The following is a 23,723-nucleotide window of genomic DNA, read 5'->3' on the forward strand; positions in this document are numbered from 1 at the left end:
ATAAATTGTCAAATTAAGTAAAAAAAGATTTCCCTATGACGGAAAAAAAAATTCGGAATTTTTGGCAACTTTGGAACATGAACGTTGGCTTTTTTGGTATTCAATATGGTTGGGCATTACAGATGGCCAATACTAGTGCAATTTATGAGTATTTAGGGGCTGAGCCTGAACAAATCCCTATGTTGTGGTTAGCGGCTCCCTTAAGTGGTTTAATTGCTCAACCTATTATTGGCTATATGAGTGATCGCACTTGGGGACCTCTAGGACGTAGACGACCTTACTTTTTGTTGGGAGCTATTTTTAGTTCTATTGCTCTTATTTTAATGCCTAATTCTTCTAGCCTATGGATGGCAGCTGGATTGCTTTGGATTTTGGATACTTCTGTAAATATTAGCATGGAACCTTTTCGAGCTTTTATTGCAGACTTACTTCCCCAAAAACAGCATACTCGAGGGTTTTCAATGCAAGGTTTTTTCATTGGAGCTGGGGCAGTTACAGCTTCATTATTTCCCTGGATATTGACTCATTTATTCCATGTGGACGATAGAAAAGAACTAGGGGTTCCTTTTTCAGTGAAATCATCTTTTTATATTGGAGCAGCAGTCTTTCTAGGCACTGTAATTTGGACGGTAGTAACTACCTCAGAAACTCCTCCGAAGAACCTAGAAAAAATACGAAATGCTCAAAAAAGCAAGAGTGCTTTAGATAAAGTTACAGAAATTTTTTGGCTAATTAAAGCCATGCCAACGACGATGAAACAATTGGCAGTAGTACAATTTTTTACCTGGTTAGGAATTTTTTGTGTATTTCTCTATTTTCCTCCGGCCGTTGCTCACAATATTTTTGGGGCAGTGCGAGAAAATTCTCAATTATATACAGATGGTATTGAATGGGCAGGAATTTGTATTGCTGTCTACAATGGAGTCTGTCTTATTTTTTCTTGGCTGTTACCAAAATTAACAGAAATAATTAATCATAAAATTGCTCATTCTTTATGTTTAATTTGCGGAGGAGTAGGATTAATTTCTTTGGTGTTTGTTGATCAACCCCTATTGGCTTTATTGCCAATGATAGGTTTTGGCATTGCTTGGTCAAGCATATTAGCTATTCCTTATTCTATTTTGTCTCAAACTGTAACTAGTCAAAATATAGGACTGTACATGGGAATTTTTAATGCTTTTATTGTCATTCCCCAAATTTTTGCAGCTTTAGGATTAGGTTGGATTATGAAAATTTTTCTTGATAGTAACTGTTTATTAGTAGTGGTTGTAGGAGGTTTTTCTTTATTACTAGCTGCTATGTTAGTGCATTTTGTTGATAAACCTGAAACCTCAGAAAAGACATCTATACAACCAGAAATTTTATCTCCTTCCTAAGATTTAGTTTCTCAGATTTTTCACATTGTTTAAACTTAGCTATTTATGAAGAGGAAACGTCATAATGGTGTGAAGGAAATTTCAGGTAAAGTTGCATAGTTCAACTTCAGTTTCATCACTCTGCGTTTCCTAAGCTTTTAACCGTCTTAAACCACTCATTTGAGGGCTATCAGAGAGTATATTGGCAAAAGAAAGGTCTTGGATGCTCCGTCCTTAAAGAGGAAGATTTATATCAATGCTATATGTGCCCTTAAACAGCGTGAGTTCGACTATATATAAGAAAAATTGTTGTTATTTTTAATATCTAAGTCAAAATACGACAAAGTTGACGATCATCTAAGCTCTTTCTTTCTCTCTAATGATCTATCTTAATATTATTTCTTATTGTTTTTTGGATGTTTTACCCCCTCGGATATTTTTTACTTCCTATCATTTTCTACCTAAATAGAATATTTCTACTTTTGTTTTAGCTCTGGATAAACTCTTTAGTCCGGTAGTTAATTTTGATGGTTCTTGATCTTCTAATTGTGTTAACTAAATTTTGAAATAGGTTAATATCTAACGGCCACTATTTTTTAATTATTTTTTTAGACTAGTTTAAGCTTACTTCCTTAAGTTTATCGTTAACTGTTTCATTTTTAAAATACTTACTAGGTTGAATTTTATTAGTCAGTTTTACTAACTTTTACTTCATTTATTGTTAATAACAAATAATTACTTAAGATCATATTTTATAGAGATTGTCAAATAGTTTTTTAGCAATATATCCTCGGCTTCTAAATGTTTTTCTTAAATACAGTTTGAGATATGTTTACAGCCATCCATTTTGCCTGGAGTTCACTTTAAAGCTAATCCGTGGTTGTTTTTAATTAAATAACGATATTCATTTAACTAGGTGAGAAAATGATTTTTTGTAATGAGAAAGAATCTGCTAATGTGCAAAGTTTTTTTAAAAAACGATATTTTGAGCTAGGAAAAGCGATTACAAAGGCAATAATTTCTTTTTAAACGAAGATAGTCCCTTTTTTCTTAAATAAGTTTTGTAGATCGAAGAACGGAATGACAGTGCTGCTCAAGTCCTTGATCGAAGTAATTTGGATCAAAAAATACTATCGAGACGAGATTTTATGTCCATAACACTATACCTCGATAAATACAACTTCTAGTTAAAATAGAGCTGCTGTCTCCCCGTCTCCCTATAACTTTTTATGAAATGTGAGTTTCATAAACGTAATCAGAGGGTAAATTAGGTTGTTGAGAAGCTTTAACTGCGAGATAATCACAATATTCATTTTCTGGATGTCCTGCATGACCTTTAACCCAAACAAAATTAACTTCATGTTTTTCGCATAAGTCTAGTAATTGTTGCCAAAGATCGGGATTTTTAGCAGATTCTTTCTTGTTGCGTTTCCAATTGTTAGCCCGCCATTTTTTTGCCCATCCTTTAGTGATAGCATCAACTAAATAGCGAGAGTCGGTATAAAGAGTAATATCACATTTTGTGTTAAGAGTTTTTAGCCCAACAATTGCCGCCATCATTTCCATCCGATTATTGGTAGTTAAACGAAAGCCTCCTGATAATTCTTTTCGGTATTTATTGTAGATCAAAAGGGTTCCATATCCCCCTGTACCAGGATTTCCTGAACAAGCTCCATCCGTATAAATTAAGACTTTTTTTAGAGAATTATTCATAACTTAACCACTTCTTCTATTATTTAACTTAAAAAAATCCGCAAAAGCGGACGTAGTTGATATTTTTCTTAGGAAAGATTTAGATTAAACTCCAGGACCTGTATCGACATCACTGTCACTAATAGCAATACTTTGTCCACCAACAAAACTATCGGATTCCTTAACGAAACCATGATAAGCTTCCATGCCATGTTCACCGATATCTAGTCCGTTTATTTCCTCTTCTTGAGTAACACGGATGCCTAAAGTAACCTCGAGAACTATCCAAACCACGCCACTAAAAATGACAGTAAAGACTCCAATGGAAACGATACCAACAATTTGATTAATTAATTGAGAAATACCGCCACCATAAAAAAGACCCACTTTTGTGTTAAAAAACCCAACCGCTAAAGTCCCCCAAATTCCGTTAACCAAATGAACAGAAATAGCCCCAACAGGATCATCAATTTTCACAACAGAGTCAAAGAAATCAACAGAGTAGACGACAATCACTCCGGCGATTGCTCCGATAACAACAGCTCCGAAATAGGATACCCCATCACAACCGGCAGTAATTCCTACTAAACCGGAGAGAATACCATTAATAATCATAGAAAGATTGGGTTTTCCATTCTTGACCCAAGCGACCAAAGTAGCTGCCACACCACCACCAGCCGCAGCTAGGTTAGTGGTAACAGCGATATAGGGAACCATTTCATCGGCTGCTAATTGGGAACCTGAGTTAAACCCAAACCAGCCAATCCACAGAATGAGACAGCCCAAGGTAGCAATACTCATATTGTGGCCAGGGATAGTTTGAGGACGACCATAGACATACTTACCCATTCGAGGACCAAGAACTGCAGCCCCGACCAAAGCAGCCCAACCTCCGACGGAGTGAACCACTGTAGAACCGGCAAAGTCTTTAAAATTACCTAACCAACCACCACCCCAAACCCAGTGGCCAGTGACAGAATAAGAGACTGCCACTAACAACAGACTGAAAATCAAAAAGTCAATAAATTTAATCCGTTCAGCCACAGCTCCTGAAACAATAGTAGCGGTAGTTATAGCAAATGCTGCTTGGAATAAAAAAGCAACTGAAATAGGTAGTCCAGCTGGAAAGGGATCAAGTCCATAGGTTGCAGGATTATCACTACTTAAAAACCAACCGCCACCTCCGATAAAGGGGTTGTCAGGACTACCAAACATCAGAGAAAATCCGATTGCCCAATACGCGAGGATTGCTAAGGCTAAGATAATTAGATTTTTTGAGAGGATGTTGACGGCATTTTTCTGACGACACAAACCTGTTTCGAGCATCCCAAAACCTGCATTCATGCAAATGACCAAAATGGCGGCAATTAACACCCAAATAGCATTGAGGGTTCCCTGAAGGGTTGCTATATTAATATTGATGTTTTCAATAGCAATTTCAGTAATTTCTGCATCTTGTGCGGCTGTTGCTCCATGCCAAACAATGACAATAATGGCAGTTAAGGGGATACAAGCCAGCCAATAGGGGGAAAAAAGATGGGCAGTAGATTTAAATGATTCCCAATAGGACACATCCCATAAACAAGGAGAGGTCTTAGAAACGGCTTTAATCGTTCTTATTGATCGCATTTTAGTTAGCATTCGATGAGACGTCTCATTGAGTCAGGTTGACTCTATCCATGTCGGACATGATAGCGAGATTGTTCAATAAGATTCAGTAAATGTTTGTGTGCTATTACTGCTCGCCATGTTTTTGGCCTTATTTTATTGTCCAAACTCTAAATATCACCGACAAATTCCTCCAATGTAGCAGATTAGAGTTAGATTGACCTAGATTGACTTTTAATGTCGTAATCCCTTTTTAGGGATTACGACATTAAAAACTATATTTATGCTTGGCCAATCTCAAAGTTTTTATAATTTTTTGACCCTAACGAAATCATGAATCAGTCAGACTTTGACCGAAAAATAATGCAGCGATGTTTGCAATTAGCCCAGCAAGGGTCAGGACAAACTTCTCCTAATCCTTTAGTAGGATCAGTGATTGTCCAAAATTGGGAAATAGTCGGGGAAGGTTTTCATCCCAAAGCCGGAGCTTCTCACGCCGAGATTTTTGCCCTACGGAATGCCCAGGAAAGAGCAAAAGAAGCGACAGTTTATGTTAACCTCGAACCCTGCAATCATTATGGTCGCACTCCTCCCTGTACAGAGGCTTTGATTAAAGCAGGGGTTAAAAAAGTAGTTATCGGTATGGTTGACCCTAATCCTTTGGTTTCAGGAAAAGGGATCGAAAAACTCAAACAAAGTGGAATTGAAGTGGTGATTGGAGTAGAAGAAGCCGCATGTCGTCAGTTAAATGAAGCCTTCATTCATCGTGTTTTACATCAAAAACCCTTGGGAATTTTAAAGTATGCTATGACCCTTGATGGTAAAATTGCTGCCACTACAGGTCATAGTACTTGGGTAACAGGGAAATCATCGCGTCGGTTAGTCCATCAAGTTAGAGCGGCTTGTGATGCAGTGGTAGTTGGCGGCAATACAGTTCGACAAGATAACCCTTATTTAACTACCCATCAGGTGGTAGGGTCTAATCCTTTACGGGTGGTAATGAGTCGTAGTCTTGATTTGCCCCTTCAAGCGAATCTTTGGCAAACAGATATTGCTCCTACCTTAGTCTTTACAGAAATAAATAGTAATCCCACGTTTCAGGAAAAATTGGGTCATCAAGGGGTCGAAGTAATTGAATTAATTTCTTTGACTCCATTAGAGGTGATGAAGGTTCTTTATCAAAAGGAATTATCCAGTGTTTTATGGGAATGTGGAGGGACATTGGCAGCACAAGCGATCGCTGATGGAGTGATTCGAAAAATTATGGCTTTTATTGCCCCTAAAATTATTGGCGGTTTAACGGCCCCTTCACCCATAGGAGAGTTGGGATTAAAACAGATGACTGAAGCGTTAGAAATACAAAGAATTACTTTAAGTCAAATTGATCAAGATATTTTAGTTGAAGGATATTTATCAATAGTCAATTGATAATTAAGCATTATGGCTCTTTTAAGGAAAACTATGGTCTTAGGCAGATAAGTTAACTGGTTAAGCCCATGCTCGTCAATTCTCTACACAGTCTGAGATATCAATGATATGCCTGATGAGGACAGTTAAAAACGTTATTAACGTATTGATTGATAATTATTTGTGGGTTATTAAATGTATAATTATAACCAAAATGTAGCTTATAGACTGCAAGTCTAACTAAAAATATAGTCAAAAAACTGGGGTATTAAATTTAATCAATATTCTAAGTAAAGATATTTATATACATAATTAAAATTATGTATATAAATATCTTGTCAATACTGTAAATAATGTAAATTCAACAAATCTATCTGAATTAATCGTTGAAATTAGCTCCCTTGATTAATTTAATAAGTAGCGAAAGAAGTTAAATTTAGGCTCTATTTGCCTCGTAGTGTTAAATAATTACTTGGAACCCCCAAAAACAGAGAAATACTGGAGTTTAACCGTTAAAATTAACAAATTATCATTAATTTAGTTGTATAAAAATATTTTTGACAATTAAAATTTAGATATTTCATATCTAAGATAACTAATAGTTAAAGAATTTTTTAAAATAAGCTAATCTGGCAAATCTTAAGCAGTTAAAATAGATGTTTTTAACTAATTTGATTAATGGGACTGCGTATTATAGTTAGGACATTGAGAGAATTACAAGACTTTATAAAAAAATACTGCCCACCCTAAAGTAATATTATTATCTTCTTTTGTTCTGCTTAATTATCTATTTAAAAAATTGTTCACTATTTTTTTTAAAAAAAATCACCTAGCTAAATGAATAAATAAAAAAAGAAGACCGAGGATAACAACTAAAAATAATCCTAGATTAAGGCCATATCTGGTTAAGTTTAACAGGTTGATAATTGGAATTAGAGTTTCTTTCCATAAGTTTCTCTTGTCGTTGAAGAAACTGTACAGCGGAGATAGACCGATGAAGAAGACTGTAGGGACAGCTAAAACATGAGCAAACAGCAATCTCATGGTAAAAGGGTGTTTTCTGAATTTGGCTATCAACAGCCTCACAAAGCTTAGATGTTCTCAGTTATTAGATTTATTCGAGAATTAACCTCCCTAATAGAGCAGTCAAAAGTGCTTATTGATCAAGAAAAGGGTTGTATGGAGTTTGATTAGAAACACCAACTACCTTGGCTCTTCTATCCACACTTATGTAGGTATGCCCATTCCGGAAAAATTCTGGTAAAGCTACCCGTAAAATTTATTACGCTTTGACTGGTCACAGAAGGATGGAGGTGGGGAGAAACATAACTACAAATATTGTCCATATTTGTTACCCTACAAGCAGGTGGTTAAAAATACTTAATTAAAAATCTCCTCGCTAAAGTAAAGATTTTCTACCATTGGCAAATTAAGAATTAATATGAGAGAATGTATATTTGCGCGTCAAATTAAATAATCACCTATCTGCTAAAATCGACTATGGCTGCTAAAAAAGGAGTACGCATCGTCATTACTGTGGAGTGTACTGAGTGTCGGACAAAGACAGACAAGCGCTCACCAGGAGTTTCTCGCTATACTACCAGCAAGAATCGCCGTAACAACACAGGGAGAATGGAAATTAAGAAGTTCTGTCCCCACTGTAATGCTCACACCATACATAAGGAAATTAAATAATCATCGGTCACCATAAAGTCTATAAAAAGTTAAACGAACAAATATGAGTTACTATCGTAAGCGTCTTTCTCCAATCCCTCCGAGTCAACCCATTGACTACAAAGATACAGAACTCCTAAGAAAATTTATCACGGAACGGGGAAAAATCCTACCCAGACGGATTACAGGGTTGACGTCCAAACAGCAACGGGACTTAACGACTGCTGTGAAAAGAGCTAGACTTATTGCTTTGTTACCTTTCGTAAATAAAGAAGCATAAGGTTAAAGCCATCACTCAGAACCTCATTAATTAAGCAGGAGATGGAGTGGGGCTTGGTCTTCATTCTACCGAATGAAGTCAGTCAACTTGGGGAAGTCAACTTGAGTAAGAGTAAGTATAACAAAAAAAGTCAAGAAATCTTCCCACAAGTAAAAACTATCAATAATTCCGTTCATGTTAACTTTGAGGTTAAAAGTCATAATCTAAAACCGTCGAGCTAGACTGAATAGTAAAAGCACGGGACTCCTAAATCAAGGAGTAATGTTAATAATCAAGGCAGCAAAGCGGGTGGAAAAAGGAAAGCTCATTGAATTTAGGCTACAAGGGGAACGTCGTATTGCAGTCGTTGATCGCCCAGAAGGAAAAAAAGATTGGATGGTCATTGATGTTGAAGGTCAATCTCATAAAATTCGACCTCAACGGGTAGAATACGAAATCAATGGAAGTTCCTACACAATTGGAGATATTCCCCAGTTTTTGCAAGAAGTTAAACCCTACCTTGACTCTTCTAGTTTAGAAGTAGCTTGGGAGTTGTTAGTGGAAAATGGACAGAGCGTTACTCCTTCTGAAATGGCGCAATTGCTGTTTTCTGAAGTCTCTCCAGCTCACTGTTATGCAGCCCATAGCTTATTGTGTGACGATAAAATCTACTTTAAGAAAAAAGGGGATAGTTACGAACCGAGAACCAGTGGTCAAGTTGAAGAAATCAAACATCAACTAGAGGTTGAACGGCAACGTCAGCAAGAAAAAGAAGTATTCTTTACTAACATAAAAAAAGCTCTGGCAGGGCAGAAGATCGATTGGACAGAAAGCGATCGTAATCGTTTGGAATTGTTAGAACGCTTTGTTTTGCAGCCGGAACAAACCCATCGTAATGCTCAAGAAATTTTGGATGAAATTAGACGATCTCCTACTCCGGAAGCGGCCTTTGAGTTGTTAGTAGAATTAGGATGGTGGAGTCGTAACGAAAACCTATTTCTGCGGCGTAGTTCTTATCCGATTCAATTTTCTAGAAAGGTACTTGACGTGGTGCAATTCTATTTAGAAACCCCTCCCCCTGATCGAGACAGTGATCGCCTTGATTTAACCCATCTCAAAGTGTATACCATCGACGATGAAAGTACTGAAGAAATTGATGACGGGTTGAGTGTGGAATTCTTAGGAGATGATCAAATCAAACTTTGGATTCATATCGCTGATCCAACTCGTCTAGTAACTCCAGGGGACGAATTAGATTTGGAGGCGCGAAGACGAAGTACCACTCTCTATTTGCCTACGGGCATGATTTCCATGTTTCCGATAGAATTGGCAACTGGCCCAATGAGTTTACGCCAGGGGAAAATTTGTCCTGCTTTGAGTTTTGGTGTAATTTTAGATGATAAAGGGGCGGTTCTAGATTATTCGATCCACGCCAGTTTAATTAAACCAACTTATCGCCTTACGTATCATGATGTAGATGAGATGTTTCACTTAGCCATCAAAGCTGAACCAGAGATCCCTATCCTAGCTGACGCTTCCAAGCAGCGACACCGATGGCGGAAGTCTCAAGGATCTATTACTATCAAGATGCCAGAGGCGGTCATTAAAGTTAAATCCGAAGATGATATTGTCATCGAATTGATTGATAGTTCCAGAGCAAGACAATTAGTGGCAGAAATGATGATTTTGGCTGGAGAAGTGGCTGGGCGTTATTGTCAAGAACACAATTTACCAGTTCCGTTCAGGGGACAGCCTCAACCAGAATTACCCCCAGAAGAAGAATTACTCTTATTACCCCCAGGACCTGTGAGGGCGTGCGCTTTGCGCCGTTGTATGCCTCGTAGTGAGATTGGAACTTTACCTAATAGACATGCAAGTCTAGGTTTAGATACTTATACTCAAGTGACCTCACCCATTCGCCGTTATACGGATTTGTTAACTCATTTTCAACTTAAGGCACATTTACGGGGCGATCCTTTTCCATTCCCCCTTGATGTTATGCAACAGATTATTTATAGCGTGACTTTATCAGCCCAAGAGGCGACGTTAGTAGAACGACAAACTAATCGTTATTGGGGATTGGAGTTTTTGCGGCGTAATGCTGATCAAATTTGGCAAGGAGTAGTTTTGCGTTGGTTGCGCGAAGATGAAAATTTAGGAATTTTATTGCTCGAAGAATTGGGATTAGAATTGCCTCATCGCTTTGAAAGGGCTGTGTCTTTGGGTGATCGCCTATTGGTTCAGGTTAGTCGTTCTGACCCCCATCGTGATGAGATTCGCTTTCGAGAGATGCCCGAACATGAAGTCCGGTCAAGCATTATTTAAAATAGCTGTAACAGGTCAATTTTATCTTAGTCGAATTGTTAGTTTAGATGGAAATTATTCCTGCCTCTATAAGAGACTTGTTTAAGTGCTAGAAGTCTGTGGTTAGTTTGAGTTTAATCTGTCTCTAGATACAGAAGTTACTTCTTAGTTAGATTAGTTAGAATATCAAGATTATTATACAGAAATAACTAAGAAAAGATAAAAATAATTATATTTATTAATTTATTAATTCTTAAAAATTGGCAGGCTTTTAAGATTAAAAAATCAAATAAAAGTGCAACCGAAAGTCAAGCATCACCCTAAACAATAAAAAATCTCTTGGTAAGAATTATGTGATCTTTCTAAGATTTACGCCAATTGATGGTAAAGTAATTTTACAATTAATCGGATTTTTAACTAAGAATTTAAAGTTGCCAGATTAAAGATATTCGTTAAATCTGGAATATCCTCTGGAGATAAATTGATTGAGATTGAATGATAATCAAAAAATATTTGCTGTCCCTAATTTTTAGGGTAAAAAAAAATTTGATAACAAGAAATAAACTTATAGTAATAAGTCTGATATTTTGGATAGGTTTAGGAATTAGTATTTATCTAAGTTTAATAAGAACAAATCCGGTGATCACTTAAAGAAGTATAGTTAAAACTTTCACCGTTACCGGATAGGGAATAGAAAAAATTATCACCACTAAATCACACCAACAAGCACAAGCTATTTCACAAGTCCTGAACTGGACTACTCAAGGAATCGCTAGGATTAGGATTGACGGAACTAATGTTCCTCGTCCTAGACCGTTGTAAACTGAATGGCACTCAGCAAGAGCCTTTGATGCTCTAGCATGCCAATGATTGTGGGGTAAAACAGACCTTAAGAGCTTCTGTTACTCTACAAATAGCCATTAACCATTAAACTAACTAACCGTTTAGGGAAGATCAAATGACAAGTTACACGACAACGATTACCGAAGCCAGAGAATTATTTCGTGCTGCCTATGAAAATCGCTACACTTGGGATAGGAATTTTCCAGGATTTACAGCAGATGTGACTTATCAACGAAAAGATAAGATTTTTACTGCTCAAGTTCGAGTCAATCAGAATCTCAGTGCTGAGGTTTTAAATGTTGATGATATCGAAATCAAAAAAGAACTTTATCATCAATTGTGGGAAATTGCCATTCATCGTATTCGTCGAGCCTTTGAAGACACTCACGGACAGAATACCTTTACTTATGGGGAAACAGATAATACTGGTGCAGTAGAACTTCTTGTCGGTGGTAAATCCGAAGGAGATAGCTACAAAGTTCGCAACAATGAAGTGTGTTATGTTCGTCGCCATATTCATAGCGTCGTCGTAACTATCAATACCTTTAGTAGCCATGACACAGGGGAAGGCTATTTGTCTCACCGTTATGATTCTGTCTACCACGATTCTAAAACTGGAGAACTTAAAGGTGGAACAAATGATTTTGAGGATAATTATGAAAAAGTAGGGAAGTATTACATTCTTACCAGTCGTATTATCCAAACTAAAGAACAAGGACAGATAACAACCGAAGCATTTAACTTTTCTAAAATTAAGTTGTTATCAGTTTAATAACTGGATTGGTATCCTTAACTTTTATATCGCGATAGACACGCGTCATAGAAACCAACCTTAGCCATCAGTGCTAAGGTTAGGACGTTTATAAAAAATTCTAAAGATTTTGAGTGTTAATCTAAAGACAACATAGCGCTAGACAAGTACATAAAGAATTAAGTCTCTACAAAGAATATGTAAGTAAGTTTAAAATAGAAACTCAGTTGAAAAATAATGATTGCTATCTCCTGTTTAGGTTGCTGTTTTTAACTATGAATGTAGAGTATTATGACTAAGTTAAAAGAGATAGAGTATTTAATTCCTTTGTTTTTTACTGATACTGCTTTAATCGCTCTTTAGCGTGATTTTTTGCTATAAAGTGCCGGCACAATTGACAGGGCTCGCTTGACCATTTTTTTAAAAAAAATCAGAAAACTTCCTTAAAAAAGGAAGATTATTCTATATTTATTTTTCTTATAATTTTATAGTCTATAAGTAGATTTAATAGAAGGTGGTTCTTTTAAAGGAAAGATGATGAAGTTGCCAAAAAATCTTTAAAGATAAATATAATTTAGCCAATGAGGTTAAATCAATGAGGTTAAATAAAAAATTTTAAAAAAACAACATTAAGTTAACTATAGTTATTCAACTTTAAAAAATAAAATGAAAATTACTTATTATTTCACGTCTATATTATAATTAGCTACTACTCAACTTTTACCTAAACAATTAGATAATAAATAACGGCAAAAGCAAATACTCTTAAAAATTTTAGTAGGTTACTTTTAACAAAAAAAAGTTTAAATTACTATCTTAACTTACTTAATATAGACAATCTTCTGTCAACAACTTTTAACTAGTATTGTCTAACTCAAGTCGCCAATTTTGGGGTAACAGAGATTTTGTTTCTACATGAAATTCTAAAAGAATTTTTGAGCGATAAGTAACAGTTTGAATACTACTATAGCCTAGTATAGCTGTTTCCTTTTTGATAAAATAAGTAGCCCGGAACATTTAATTAATCCGTTCTTGCTCTTTAACAGCAGAAGATAATTTTAACATTACTTATTCAAGGATTTTTTAAAAATTCCTCAGCTTATCCAATGAAATAACCTAGTATTTTTTATTAATCCATAATAGTTTCCCTATTAACACAGAATAAAACTGGTCATAGTTGATGAACATAACCAACAAATTAAGCCTATAATTCTATTATTCCCGCATTCTTAAAAATCTGTCAGAGATTACTGGAGATTATCTGGAAATCCCTGCTTCCTTATAGTTTCAACTGGTGATTTAGGTTTGACCAAATAGTATGAGGGGTGAATAGTCATTCACCCCTCATACTGTTATCAATCAATCAGCAGTAATAGCGAAAACTGAACATAAAATGTAAAAAGTTTACATGATTTCTTTTCAGGTTATGCTATTACACCACCTATTTAAAATTAGGAAATAGAGAAAGACTAACATATTCTCTTGGGAGATTATCACCTGTTTCCTGTTGACTAATTACCTAGCCGATAATGCCATAACTCAAAAAGGTTACTTACTTTTCCGGTTCAGCCTAGGAAAAGAACCCTGGGACCCTCCCAGTCGATGCGGCGCCATCTTTATGAGAAAGGATCACGGCACTGATTTGATCGCTCATCACAGCGACTTTCTTTTCCGTTTGTTTTTCGCAAGTTAATTCAATTAACTCAGGAGTAGTGGAGCGCATAGCAGAAATAATTTTCTCATACAGAGAGTCTGCGTTTTCTGCCTCTTTGCGTTGGACGGAAATAGGGATAGACGTATATTTTAAAGTCAGGTCAATGCTAATCATGAATTCTCTTAACTACAGGGGTATCCTTTTGATTATCTGACAGAATTTATCTTTCTCTTCAGAACCAACAGCTAAGAAAAAATCTTAATCTTTTATTAAAATTTCAGATGGAAGACTATGAGGCTTTATCCCGGAGGGGTGTAACTCAAGAAAAATAAAGATAACTCTTTAACCTTGTCCTTAATTAAGAATTTGGATATTTATGCAATAACCATTGCAGTCGGACGCGTCCCACAAAAAAAATAGTTTGAAAGTTTCTGTCTAGTCAACATTCATCCTTACAACTCTATTGCTTTCTCTGCCCCTATCACGGTATTCGTCAGTGTATTCTTGATGTATTTTTGGGACTGTTTAGCTGGTTCTTTGCCCTGATTTTTGGACTAGCTGGGATTCTCCGCTTTATTCTCTTCCTTCAAGGGTTCCACAACTGGACTCTCAATACCTTCCTTCCGCATGATAAGAGTCGTTGGGGTTTTCGGTGATGCGTTATTTTGTGCCATTCACTATGCAACTTTAGAAAACATCCTGTTTGAAAATATAAAACAAGCGAATTCTTCACTGTGTATTTGAACCGACCCAAACTGTGTATTTGAACCGACCCAATCGGGATTGCTTTCTCCAACAAGCGTTGGTTATACTTTTTCATGCGATTTATTCCTATAACTGGACTCTGTATAATTTCTGTGGACATCGTAGGTTCAAAGCTGAACTTACGACTTATGACTTTATTTCTCAAAAATTGCGGGCAGCAAAAGATCCCTAGTTCGAGAAACTCTACACTAAGAACATTTTGTTAAATGAAAGTCTATGAGCTTGAATAGCTCCTCAAAACCAACCCTGCCAAAACTTTATATTCCCTGAAAAAGTCCTACTTATATTATGAAATAAACTAGTAAAATACTAAGTTTAAAACTGTTTAAATATACCTGTTTGAATTGACTATAAGTTCTTTTTTTAAGAAAACCGTTAATAATAGTTAAAATGAATTATCATCAATAGTTATTCCTCTCAATTAAATTCGATTTAATTGAGAGGAATAATAACGTTTAATATATTAAATTTAATTTAGTTTTTTATTTTTTGTTTAAATATTTTTTATTTTTGAGTAAATCTATTGGACTTTTATTTAACTATGATATATCTGTTATTCTTAACTAGTATTTAATTGAGTATCAACTTATTTTAATCAATAAAATATACTTGCTAGTTTAATTTATCACAGATATATCTCAAAAAAATCTAACATCATTTAATAAATTTAATAAAATATTATATTTGTTTTTTTGGAAAATATTTGTTAAAAAACTGATGTTTTTTAACAATTTCTTGTTAAATTATTAGACTTATTTATTTGTTTAAAGCTATTAATTTTAAATAAAATTTTTTTATTTATTTAATATTACAATTTAAATTCAATTTAATTCTTTATTTTTTGGTCTTCAATTAATTAAACAAATTTTGATAACTATGTCTTGTTTGCTCATCTTATTCCTTTTAGTTACATTCTTAATATCACTACTTGAGACCTATTTGATAATTTTTACCTTAAATTTTAAGCATATATTTTTTCTATTTTTTGAACGAAATTTATGCAATTTTACTTATACATTAATAATACTCTATTTGACGACAATTAGTTCTTAGATGGACTGCTTTCTATGTACAAGTTAAATCTATCATAGTTAATGAATCATTTGCTGAAGTGTTTTGGCTGCCAAAACACTTAAATATAAGTTGTTTCTAAGTCTACCTTTCGACAAGATAAAACTATTTATAGTTTATTCAAAGTCTAATAATTAGTAATACAGTAATTGTAGCTGACTAGATTATAAAAGACTTTTCTACAATTGAGAAGAATCTTACAATGTATCAAATTTTTGGGAGGTTTACTCAAAAAACATTTTGATGTTCGTAAGTTCACTTCTTTTTAAACCAAAATAATATTTTTTTCTTAAAATAAATGCCGTCAATTGAAAGATAGAATGAACGTATAGAAATAATTTAAATCACAAAATAATAAATACTTCAATAAGATTTGGACTAAATTCTATGTCCGAAGTATCATATGTCAGTAAATACCGCTTACGACATAGAGCTCCTTTTCCTTACTTTTCGTCACTTAAGTACTTCTGTCTCGGTCAATGTCTTGTGTATAATTATCTGGGTGCAGCAGATAGACTAAACAACCGCTCTACACTTCACCAAAATCAACAAAAAACTCTATGGCCGTTTTTATTCCAAATCGCCCTATTCGTATCGGTTCGCGTAAAAGTCAGTTAGCTTTAGTGCAAACCTATTGGGTACAAAAAGAACTGCAAAGTTACTATCCTGAACGCCAATTTGACGTGGAAACTATGAATACTAAAGGTGATAAAATTCTCGATGTTTCCCTGGCTAAAATCGGTGATAAGGGACTATTTACCAAAGAATTAGAAGTGGCTATGAGGCAAAATAAAGTTGATTTTGCCGTACATTCCCTCAAAGATCTCTCTACTAATCTGCCAGATGGCTTAATATTAGGGTGTGTTACTGAAAGAATTGATCCGGCTGATGCGGTAGTTTTTAATAAAAAGCATCAGAAAAAACAATTGGAGACTTTACCCGAAGGGGCAGTTATTGGAACTTCTTCTCTACGTCGTTTAGCCCAACTGCGCTATCATTTTCCAAATTTAGCCTTCAAAGACGTGCGAGGTAATGTTAATACTCGCCTTAGAAAACTTGATGAGGGAGAATACGATGCGATTGTTTTAGCTGTAGCAGGTTTACAGCGTTTAGATATGAGTGATCGCGTCCATCAAGTAATTAAGAAAGAAATTTGTCTTCATGCTGTAGGACAGGGAGCTTTAGGAATCGAATGTCGTGAAAGGGATGAAGAAATCCTAGAAATACTCAAAGTATTAGAACATGAACCCACTCGCGATCGCTGTTATGCCGAACGAGCATTTTTACGAGAACTTAAAGGCGGTTGTCAAGTTCCGATTGGTGTGCACACAACTATTGAAGGAGATACCCTAACTTTAACGGGAATGGTGGCTAGCCTCGACGGTCAAACCCTTATTAAAAAAACTATTAGTGGACAACGATTCTTCGCAGAGCAAATAGGACTAGATTTAGCTAAATGTTTACGAGATGCTGGTGCAGGTCAAATCTTAGCAGAAATTTTTGCTCAAATTAAACGAGGATAAGGTTAAACAAAGATAGAAGGCTTGCTCAAAGCTAAATTTTATTTGTAATTGATTGATTAACACATATTGTAGAATCTAGATTAGTTACCTTAATTACTTTTGTTTAACCCACTCTTGTGTTGACTTTTAACATTGATGCCAGTTCGCCCAATCTTGAGGTTTTAAGAAAGTGTCATATAACTCAGATTCAGGAGTATTCGGTTCAGGAGAATAACAATATTCCCAACGTACTAACGGCGGCAAAGACATCAGAATTGACTCAGTGCGTCCGTTGGTTTGTAGTCCAAAAATAGTCCCGCGATCATAGACTAAATTAAATTCTACATATCGTCCCCGTCGATATAATTGAAATTGCCTTTCCTTGTCTCCATATTCTGTATTGCGTCGCTTTTCCACGATAGGAACATAAGCTGGTAAAAAGGCCTGTCCACAGCTATTAACAAAAGCAAAAAGGTCTTCCCAAGTGCGAGGTTCTAAAGGAGGTAGTTGGTTACTGTGAAGAGACGCTGGTTTGTCAGCATAAGGACCGCGGTATAAAGAAGCTAAGCCATCTTGATAATCGAAGAAAATACCCCCCACTCCGCGCATTTCTTGCCTATGTTTAAGATAGAAATATTCGTCACACCAAGGTTTAAAGACCGCGTAATATTCTGGATGATGTTTGTCACAAGCTTCTTTAAGAGTACGGTGAAAATGGGCCGCATCTTCAGCAAAAGGATAATAAGGGGTTAAATCAATCCCTCCCCCAAACCACCACACAGGACCAGCTTCAAAATAACGATAATTAAGGTGAACCGTCGGAATATAGGGGTTACAGGGATGGAGAACCATAGAGATCCCCGTGGCATAAAAACCATGCCCTTCGACCTCTGGTCGTTGTCTCAAAATAGACTGAGGTAACTGTTGTCCCCAGACTTCTGAGAAGTTTACCCCACCCTGTTCTAACACACCACCATCACGAAGAACACGAGAACGCCCTCCTCCTCCCTCTTTTCGTTGCCAACTATCTTCACGGAATTTACTTTGACCATCAACTTCTTCGAGTTTGGCACAGATTTCATCTTGAAGATTTTTCATAAACTGACTAACCTTTTTTTGTGCATCTTCAGGGGGAAGGGAAGCTCGTTTTAGAGTGGTTGAGTCTGTTGTTAAGGGGGTCATAGTATTTATGGTTTGGGCTGTTGCACTTTAGCTGTGATTGAGAAGCGTCCTAACGGAGAATTGGGGAAATACAGCAGAATTTTATTCCTTATGTATGATCATTTAACTTTCCTGTTGCAGCCTTAGCCCCCTGAATAGAGACGATTCGAGTTATTATTGATTAATTTACGACTTGTTAGGGGCATTAAGCTAGTCATTAACAATGTATCTTAATAGTTAATTATGACTAGTTCCTATTAAATGTAACCATGGTAGATGGGGACTATAATAGACTCATTTTCTCCAAGGTATTTGACTTCTTTTGACTTTAGACAACTTTTTATCGTTTTTTTAATTAAGTTCCTAATTTTAGGAATGTAATTTTTAGAAAAATTACATTCCTAAAATTATAGGGAGTAAAATTGCTAATAACAGTAAACCTTAAGCAACTGGATTTAATATATAAAATCCATTGAAAACTAAATTAAAAGAAATTAAACTTTAATCCTAAAAAATAACTTAGCATACTCATGCTTGTATAGCATAATTCATTGATATACTTTTAAGTGCTATTCTTTTTCTTAAAAAGCGTATGTCAATGACACATTAAAACTAAACAGCACAAATATAAAATATGTTGCTTTTGCACAGTACAATTATACTATAAATATGGCAGCATCTATTTTTTTAAAAAAAATAAATTATTTAATTCTCTAGATTAGTTACTTTTTGCTAACAAAAATATAAAAATATTTCATGTTAAAAACTAGACAATTTCTACTATCCTAAAGTTAAGCAGAGCCAGCAAAAAAATATCGGTTATGAATAATAATTTATAACTTTGGTCAAGTTGAACAAATGACAGCTAAGTAAATAGTTTTGAGAATTAATTCAACTAAATTAAACCTAAAAAATATAGAAAAACAAGAGTGAAAATGCTAAAAATATTCAACAAACGTATATTTTTACCTATTAATCAGACTCAATAGACAACAATTAAAGTACAGATTGTAATAGATGAGCTGTAGCTCATCTATTACAATCTGTAAAACATAGACTAAATAAATTAAGGAAAATAGAATGCGGGTTGTAATCGTTGGTGCAGGGTTAGCCGGACTAACCACCGCTATTGATTTGGTTGATGCCGGTTACGAGGTTGAAATCTTCGAATCTCGCCCTTTTATTGGGGGCAAAGTAGGCAGTTGGACGGATGATGAAGGTAATCACCTTGAAATGGGATTGCATGTCTTTTTTGGCTGCTATTACAATCTGTTTACCCTAATGGAAAAAGTGGGGGCAAGCCAAAATTTACGCCTAAAACAACACATCCATACCTTTATTAATGAGGGTGGACGGGTTGGAAAATTGGATTTTCGTTTTCTTACTGGTGCTCCGTTTAATGGGTTAAAAGCTTTTTTTACTACTTCCCAACTCTCTAGCTTTGATAAAGCTTTTAACTCTTTAGCTTTAGGAATCAGCCCTATTGCATGGGGATTAATAGATTTTAATGGGGCAATGAAATCTATCAGGAAATTAGATGCCATTAGCTTTGCGGACTGGTTTCGTCAACATGGGGGAAATAATGGCAGTCTCAAGCGAATGTGGAACCCCATCGCCTACGCTTTAGGATTTATCGATACAGAAAATATTTCAGCCCGTTGTATGCTGACAATTTTTCTATTTTTTGCCACGAAAACTGAAGCTTCTGTGTTACGAATGTTGGAAGGTTCTCCTTATGAATATCTTCATAAACCAATTATTAGTTACCTTGAAACAAGAAAAGCCAAAATTTATACGCGACGGCGTGTTAAAAACATTTTATTCCAAGAAAATGATGATCACACTCAGGTAACTGGATTAATTGTTGCCAATGGATCAACTGAAGAAACCATTACAGCAGATACTTATGTCTGTGCCTGTGATATTCCTGGAATTCAAAGACTAATTCCTCAAGACTGGCGTAAATGGTCACTGTTTGACAATATTTATAAGTTGGAAACAGTTCCTGTTGCGACAGTACAATTACGCTTTGATGGTTGGGTAACCGAATTAAACGATTCCAAAAAACGCGAACAATTACAAACAGCAATGGGACTCGATAACTTATTGTATACACCTGATGCCGATTTCTCTTGTTTTGCCGATTTGGCCTTAACAAGTCCTGGAGATTATTATAAGAATGGACAAGGATCTTTATTACAATTAGTGTTAACTCCTGGTGATCCATTTATAAAAAAGAAAAATGAAACTATTGCCTATCATATTTTAAATCAAGTCTATAACCTGTTCCCTTCCTCAAAAAATTTGAAAATGACTTGGTATAGTGTTGTTAAACTAGCACAATCTTTGTATCGGGAAGCCCCTGGAATAGAGCCTTATCGTCCTACCCAAGATACTCCCATTTTTAACTTTTTCCTAGCAGGGAGTTATACTCAACAGGATTACATTGACAGCATGGAAGGGGCAACAATTTCAGGGAAAAAAGCTGCGAAAGTTATTTTAGAACAGGCAGAAAACCTTAAAAATTATCACAAACCTGTCACAATTAGTTAGTATATTAATGACAGTTAATATTGGTATTGCGAACTTTCTTTATTCATCAATCATTAATTTTAATTAAATGATGTCTAATTGGTTAGAACATAGCGTACAAGTTGAAGTGGATGCTCCTATTGACTTAGTTTGGAGTCTTTGGTCGGATCTTGAACAAATACCTCGTTGGATGAAGTGGATAGACTCAGTTCAAGTACTAGAAAATGATCCTGAATTGTCTCAATGGAAATTAGCGAGTAGTAGCTTTGAATTTACCTGGTTATCCCGAATTCTGAAATTGGTTTATCACCAAATCATACAATGGGAATCTGTCGATGGATTACCTAATCGTGGGGCAGTTAGATTTTATGATCATCATGGAAAAAGTATTGTCCGTCTAACAATAGCTTATAATATTCCTAGTTTGTTAGGGCAACTGATGGATAATTTATTTTTAGGAAGAATTATCGAGTCAACCGTTCAGGCTGATTTGGTAAGGTTTAAAGAATACACGATAAAACTTCAGAAAGGTTTACAATAACTACACTCTAACTTTCGTTGGAAGTTTAGTAGGTATAAGTTGTTGAATCATGGAGATTTAATGAATAAAGATATTAGGAAAAGTTTGTCTCTTCCTCGTATTTTGGATGCTAACCTAGATCGCGCCAGAGAAGGATTAAGAATTATCGAAGAATGGTGTCGCTTTGGCCTAGAAAATAATCGGTTGGCCGAAGAATGTAAGCAAATGCGCCAAGAAGTTGCGCGTTGGCATTCTCATGAAATACGCATTGCGAGGGATACTTTGAATGATCCTGGGACAATCTTATCGCATCCTCAAGAAGAAACCCGTAGAAGCATTGAGCATCTCCTACAATCTAATTTATGCCGTATTCAAGAAGCTTTAAGAGTCCTAGAAGAATATGGTAAGCTCTATCAAGTTGAAATGGGAATTGCTTTTAAAAAAATTCGTTATCAAGTTTACATTCTAGAGAGCAATCTATTGACCCATAATCGCTATCAAAAACTTAAGAAATCTCCACTTTATTTAGTTACTTCTAAATCGAAAAATCTTTTGTCAGTTGTTGAATCTGCTTTGAAAGAGGGGGTAACTTTAGTTCAATATAGAGATAAAAATACCGATGATATTTTTAGACTAAAAACTGCTAAAGATATTTGTCAGTTATGCCATGATTATAATAGCTTGTTTATTATGAATGATCGGGTTGATTTAGCATTAGCCGTTAATGCAGATGGAGTACATTTGGGACAACAAGATATCCCTATATCCTTAGCAAGACAAATTTTGGGACCAAATAGAATTGTAGGGCGTTCGACTACTAATCCCCAAGAAATGGATCAAGCGATCACTCAAGGAGCAGATTATATTGGGGTGGGTCCAGTCTATGCAACTCCTACTAAACCAGGAAAAATTCCGGCAGGTTTAGACTATGTTGATTATGCTCGAAAACATTCCCCCATTCCTTGGTTCGCTATTGGAGGAATTGATCAAGAAAATATTAATGAAGTAATTATAGCAGGAGCTAAACAAGTAGCCATCGTTCGTGCTATTATGGAGGCAGATAACCCCGCCGCTGTTACTCAAGAACTACTGAAAAAATTAAGCATCAGTATGATCTGAAATGTTAATAATGATTTAATTACACACTCTATATCATATACTTTATTCATTATAAACTAAATTACTTACAATGGTAATTAGGACTATTGCATGAGCGCTTTATCCCAAATCACCCTGCAAGTTAACGGAACATCAACAACTTGTTCTCCCAATATGGCTTTACCAAGACTTTTAGAAAAAATGGGATTAAATCCCCGTTTGGTAGCGGTAGAATATAACGGAGAAATTCTACATCGGCAATATTGGGATAACACCCAGTTAAGAACAGGTGATCGCTTAGAAATTGTTACCATTGTTGGAGGAGGAAGCGGTAGTTAATCAATAACTAATAATTACTAATTAATAATTATGGCTGATAAAACTCTGGGAATTGAACCAAAATTATATGAGTATTTACAATTGGTTTCTGTCAGAGAACCCAGCATTCTGAAAGAGCTACGTCAAGAAACTGCTAACCATCCTATGGCTAGGATGCAGATTGCTCCTGAGCAAGGTCAACTTCTAGCCTTGTTAGTTCAGTTGATAGGAGCGGAAAAAACCCTAGAGTTGGGAGTATTTAAGGGATATAGTTCATTAGCCGTTGCTTTAGCTATTCCTGAGAAAGGTAAAGTAATAGCATGTGATATAAGTGAAGAATATACAGCTATCGCACGTCATTATTGGGACAAAGCTGGAGTTTCTCACAAAATAGATTTACGGATAGCTCCAGCTCTAGAAACTTTAGATAAACTGATGGCTGAAGGACAAAGTAATACTTTTGACTTTGCTTTTATTGATGCTGACAAGAGTAATTATGATAGTTATTATGAACAGGTTTTAAAACTAGTACGACCTGGAGGATTAATTGCTATTGATAATGTTTTATGGGGAGGGAAAGTTGCCGATAAAAATATTCAAGATAACCTAACAAAAAAAATGCGAGCTTTGAATGAAAAAATTTATAAAGATTCAAGAGTCAATATTAGTCTAATTCCCATTGCTGATGGATTAACTTTATTGTTAAAACGATAATTTAGATTAAAATGTTTTAATAAGGCAAACATCAAACGAATGACAATCACTAACGATAATCTCTGACGACGAGAACGTGATAATTGCGATTCTTTGAGAGGATTAATAAAATATAAGGGGCGGACAGGTGCCAGAAATGGACAGTTGAGATTTACAATCAGCATAGGATGTAGGTTTTAATGTAAGTGGAGACAAGTAGACATAAATCTCAGTTATTTCCAGCAAATTTTATGCTAACCTAGCTTGCTAATGCAACAAAAAATTATAGAATAATATTCATTGATTGCCAGAAAAATCTGAAACAACTCACCTTAACCATTAATTTAGAATTAAATGAGTAATTGTTTGGGAAAATACAGGTAGTACCTGACAGACTAGGGATTTTTCCCCCAATGGCTTGGTTCTACTTTTCTGAGCTGTTTAGTGGATACGCTGTTTAGTGGATATATTTTGTGTTGCATTTAAAACAAGAAAACTAAAATAGAGATTATAGAC

17 protein-coding genes and 1 pseudogene are annotated in these 23,723 nt (G+C 35.4%); 13 read left to right on the plus strand and 5 right to left on the minus strand.

Features of this window, described 5'->3' with window-relative positions; translation table 11 throughout:
• Positions 1–35 precede the first annotated feature (35 nt).
• Positions 36–1,376 carry an MFS transporter gene (locus P3F56_RS03655; protein WP_281153434.1) on the plus strand — a complete coding sequence of 447 codons (1,341 nt, stop codon included), beginning with the start codon at positions 36–38 and terminating at the stop codon, positions 1,374–1,376.
• 1,206 nt (positions 1,377–2,582) lie between these two features.
• Here the strand turns inward: P3F56_RS03655 and rnhA are convergent.
• On the minus strand, positions 2,583–3,068 hold the full coding sequence (rnhA, locus tag P3F56_RS03660) for a ribonuclease HI (protein WP_281153435.1): 486 nt from the start codon (positions 3,066–3,068) through the stop codon (positions 2,583–2,585).
• Between the two features lie 84 nt (positions 3,069–3,152).
• On the minus strand, positions 3,153–4,676 hold the full coding sequence (locus P3F56_RS03665) for an ammonium transporter (protein ID WP_281153436.1): 1,524 nt from the start codon (positions 4,674–4,676) through the stop codon (positions 3,153–3,155).
• 312 nt (positions 4,677–4,988) lie between these two features.
• Between P3F56_RS03665 and ribD the strand changes: the two genes are divergently transcribed.
• The 5 genes from ribD to P3F56_RS03690 all read left to right on the plus strand — a co-directional run bounded on the left by ribD (position 4,989) and on the right by P3F56_RS03690 (position 11,914).
• Positions 4,989–6,083, plus strand: a complete 1,095-nt coding sequence (gene ribD, locus P3F56_RS03670; RefSeq protein ID WP_281153437.1) for a bifunctional diaminohydroxyphosphoribosylaminopyrimidine deaminase/5-amino-6-(5-phosphoribosylamino)uracil reductase RibD — start codon at positions 4,989–4,991, stop codon at positions 6,081–6,083.
• A 1,479-nt stretch (positions 6,084–7,562) separates the two neighbouring features.
• A complete protein-coding gene (rpmG, locus tag P3F56_RS03675) occupies positions 7,563–7,757 on the plus strand; it encodes a 50S ribosomal protein L33 (RefSeq protein ID WP_281153438.1) in 195 nt (64 codons plus the stop codon).
• A gap of 43 nt (positions 7,758–7,800) precedes the next feature.
• Positions 7,801–8,016, plus strand: a complete 216-nt coding sequence (gene rpsR, locus P3F56_RS03680; protein ID WP_281153439.1) for a 30S ribosomal protein S18 — start codon at positions 7,801–7,803, stop codon at positions 8,014–8,016.
• Between the two features lie 288 nt (positions 8,017–8,304).
• A complete protein-coding gene (locus P3F56_RS03685) occupies positions 8,305–10,320 on the plus strand; it encodes a ribonuclease catalytic domain-containing protein (protein ID WP_281153703.1) in 2,016 nt (671 codons plus the stop codon).
• A gap of 937 nt (positions 10,321–11,257) precedes the next feature.
• Positions 11,258–11,914 carry a DUF3386 domain-containing protein gene (locus P3F56_RS03690; protein WP_281153440.1) on the plus strand — a complete coding sequence of 219 codons (657 nt, stop codon included), beginning with the start codon at positions 11,258–11,260 and terminating at the stop codon, positions 11,912–11,914.
• 834 nt (positions 11,915–12,748) lie between these two features.
• Here the strand turns inward: P3F56_RS03690 and P3F56_RS03695 are convergent.
• Together P3F56_RS03695 and P3F56_RS03700 are read right to left on the minus strand one after the other, a co-directional pair.
• On the minus strand, positions 12,749–12,910 hold the full coding sequence (locus P3F56_RS03695; RefSeq protein ID WP_281153441.1) for a hypothetical protein: 162 nt from the start codon (positions 12,908–12,910) through the stop codon (positions 12,749–12,751).
• Between the two features lie 553 nt (positions 12,911–13,463).
• Positions 13,464–13,721, minus strand: coding sequence for a hypothetical protein (locus P3F56_RS03700; RefSeq protein ID WP_281153442.1), 258 nt, complete (start codon positions 13,719–13,721; stop codon positions 13,464–13,466).
• Between the two features lie 246 nt (positions 13,722–13,967).
• Here P3F56_RS03700 and P3F56_RS03705 point away from each other — a divergent pair.
• Positions 13,968–14,535 (plus strand): annotated as a pseudogene (locus tag P3F56_RS03705) (photosystem II D2 protein (photosystem q(a) protein)); the annotation flags it as partial.
• Between the two features lie 1,408 nt (positions 14,536–15,943).
• The gene (gene hemC, locus P3F56_RS03710; RefSeq protein ID WP_281153443.1) at positions 15,944–16,906 is read left to right on the plus strand and encodes a hydroxymethylbilane synthase; all 963 of its coding nucleotides are present in this window, start codon (positions 15,944–15,946) and stop codon (positions 16,904–16,906) included.
• A gap of 126 nt (positions 16,907–17,032) precedes the next feature.
• On the opposite strand, the gene hemF is transcribed toward hemC, so the two are convergent.
• On the minus strand, positions 17,033–18,067 hold the full coding sequence (hemF, locus tag P3F56_RS03715) for an oxygen-dependent coproporphyrinogen oxidase (RefSeq protein WP_281153444.1): 1,035 nt from the start codon (positions 18,065–18,067) through the stop codon (positions 17,033–17,035).
• 1,059 nt (positions 18,068–19,126) lie between these two features.
• Here hemF and zds point away from each other — a divergent pair.
• The 5 genes from zds to P3F56_RS03740 all read left to right on the plus strand — a co-directional run bounded on the left by zds (position 19,127) and on the right by P3F56_RS03740 (position 23,228).
• The gene (zds, locus tag P3F56_RS03720; protein ID WP_281153445.1) at positions 19,127–20,599 is read left to right on the plus strand and encodes a 9,9'-di-cis-zeta-carotene desaturase; all 1,473 of its coding nucleotides are present in this window, start codon (positions 19,127–19,129) and stop codon (positions 20,597–20,599) included.
• 70 nt (positions 20,600–20,669) lie between these two features.
• Entirely contained in the window at positions 20,670–21,119 is a 450-nt protein-coding gene (locus P3F56_RS03725) for an SRPBCC family protein (RefSeq protein ID WP_281153704.1), read from the plus strand.
• 60 nt (positions 21,120–21,179) lie between these two features.
• Positions 21,180–22,217 carry a thiamine phosphate synthase gene (locus P3F56_RS03730; RefSeq protein WP_281153446.1) on the plus strand — a complete coding sequence of 346 codons (1,038 nt, stop codon included), beginning with the start codon at positions 21,180–21,182 and terminating at the stop codon, positions 22,215–22,217.
• 90 nt (positions 22,218–22,307) lie between these two features.
• A complete protein-coding gene (gene thiS / locus P3F56_RS03735; RefSeq protein WP_281153447.1) occupies positions 22,308–22,535 on the plus strand; it encodes a sulfur carrier protein ThiS in 228 nt (75 codons plus the stop codon).
• 30 nt (positions 22,536–22,565) lie between these two features.
• Complete coding sequence (locus tag P3F56_RS03740) at positions 22,566–23,228, plus strand: class I SAM-dependent methyltransferase (protein WP_281153448.1); 663 nt, start codon at positions 22,566–22,568, stop codon at positions 23,226–23,228.
• Positions 23,229–23,723 lie beyond the last annotated feature (495 nt).

This window comes from cyanobacterium endosymbiont of Epithemia clementina EcSB, assembly GCF_029919255.1.
GTDB lineage: Bacteria > Cyanobacteriota > Cyanobacteriia > Cyanobacteriales > Microcystaceae > Rippkaea.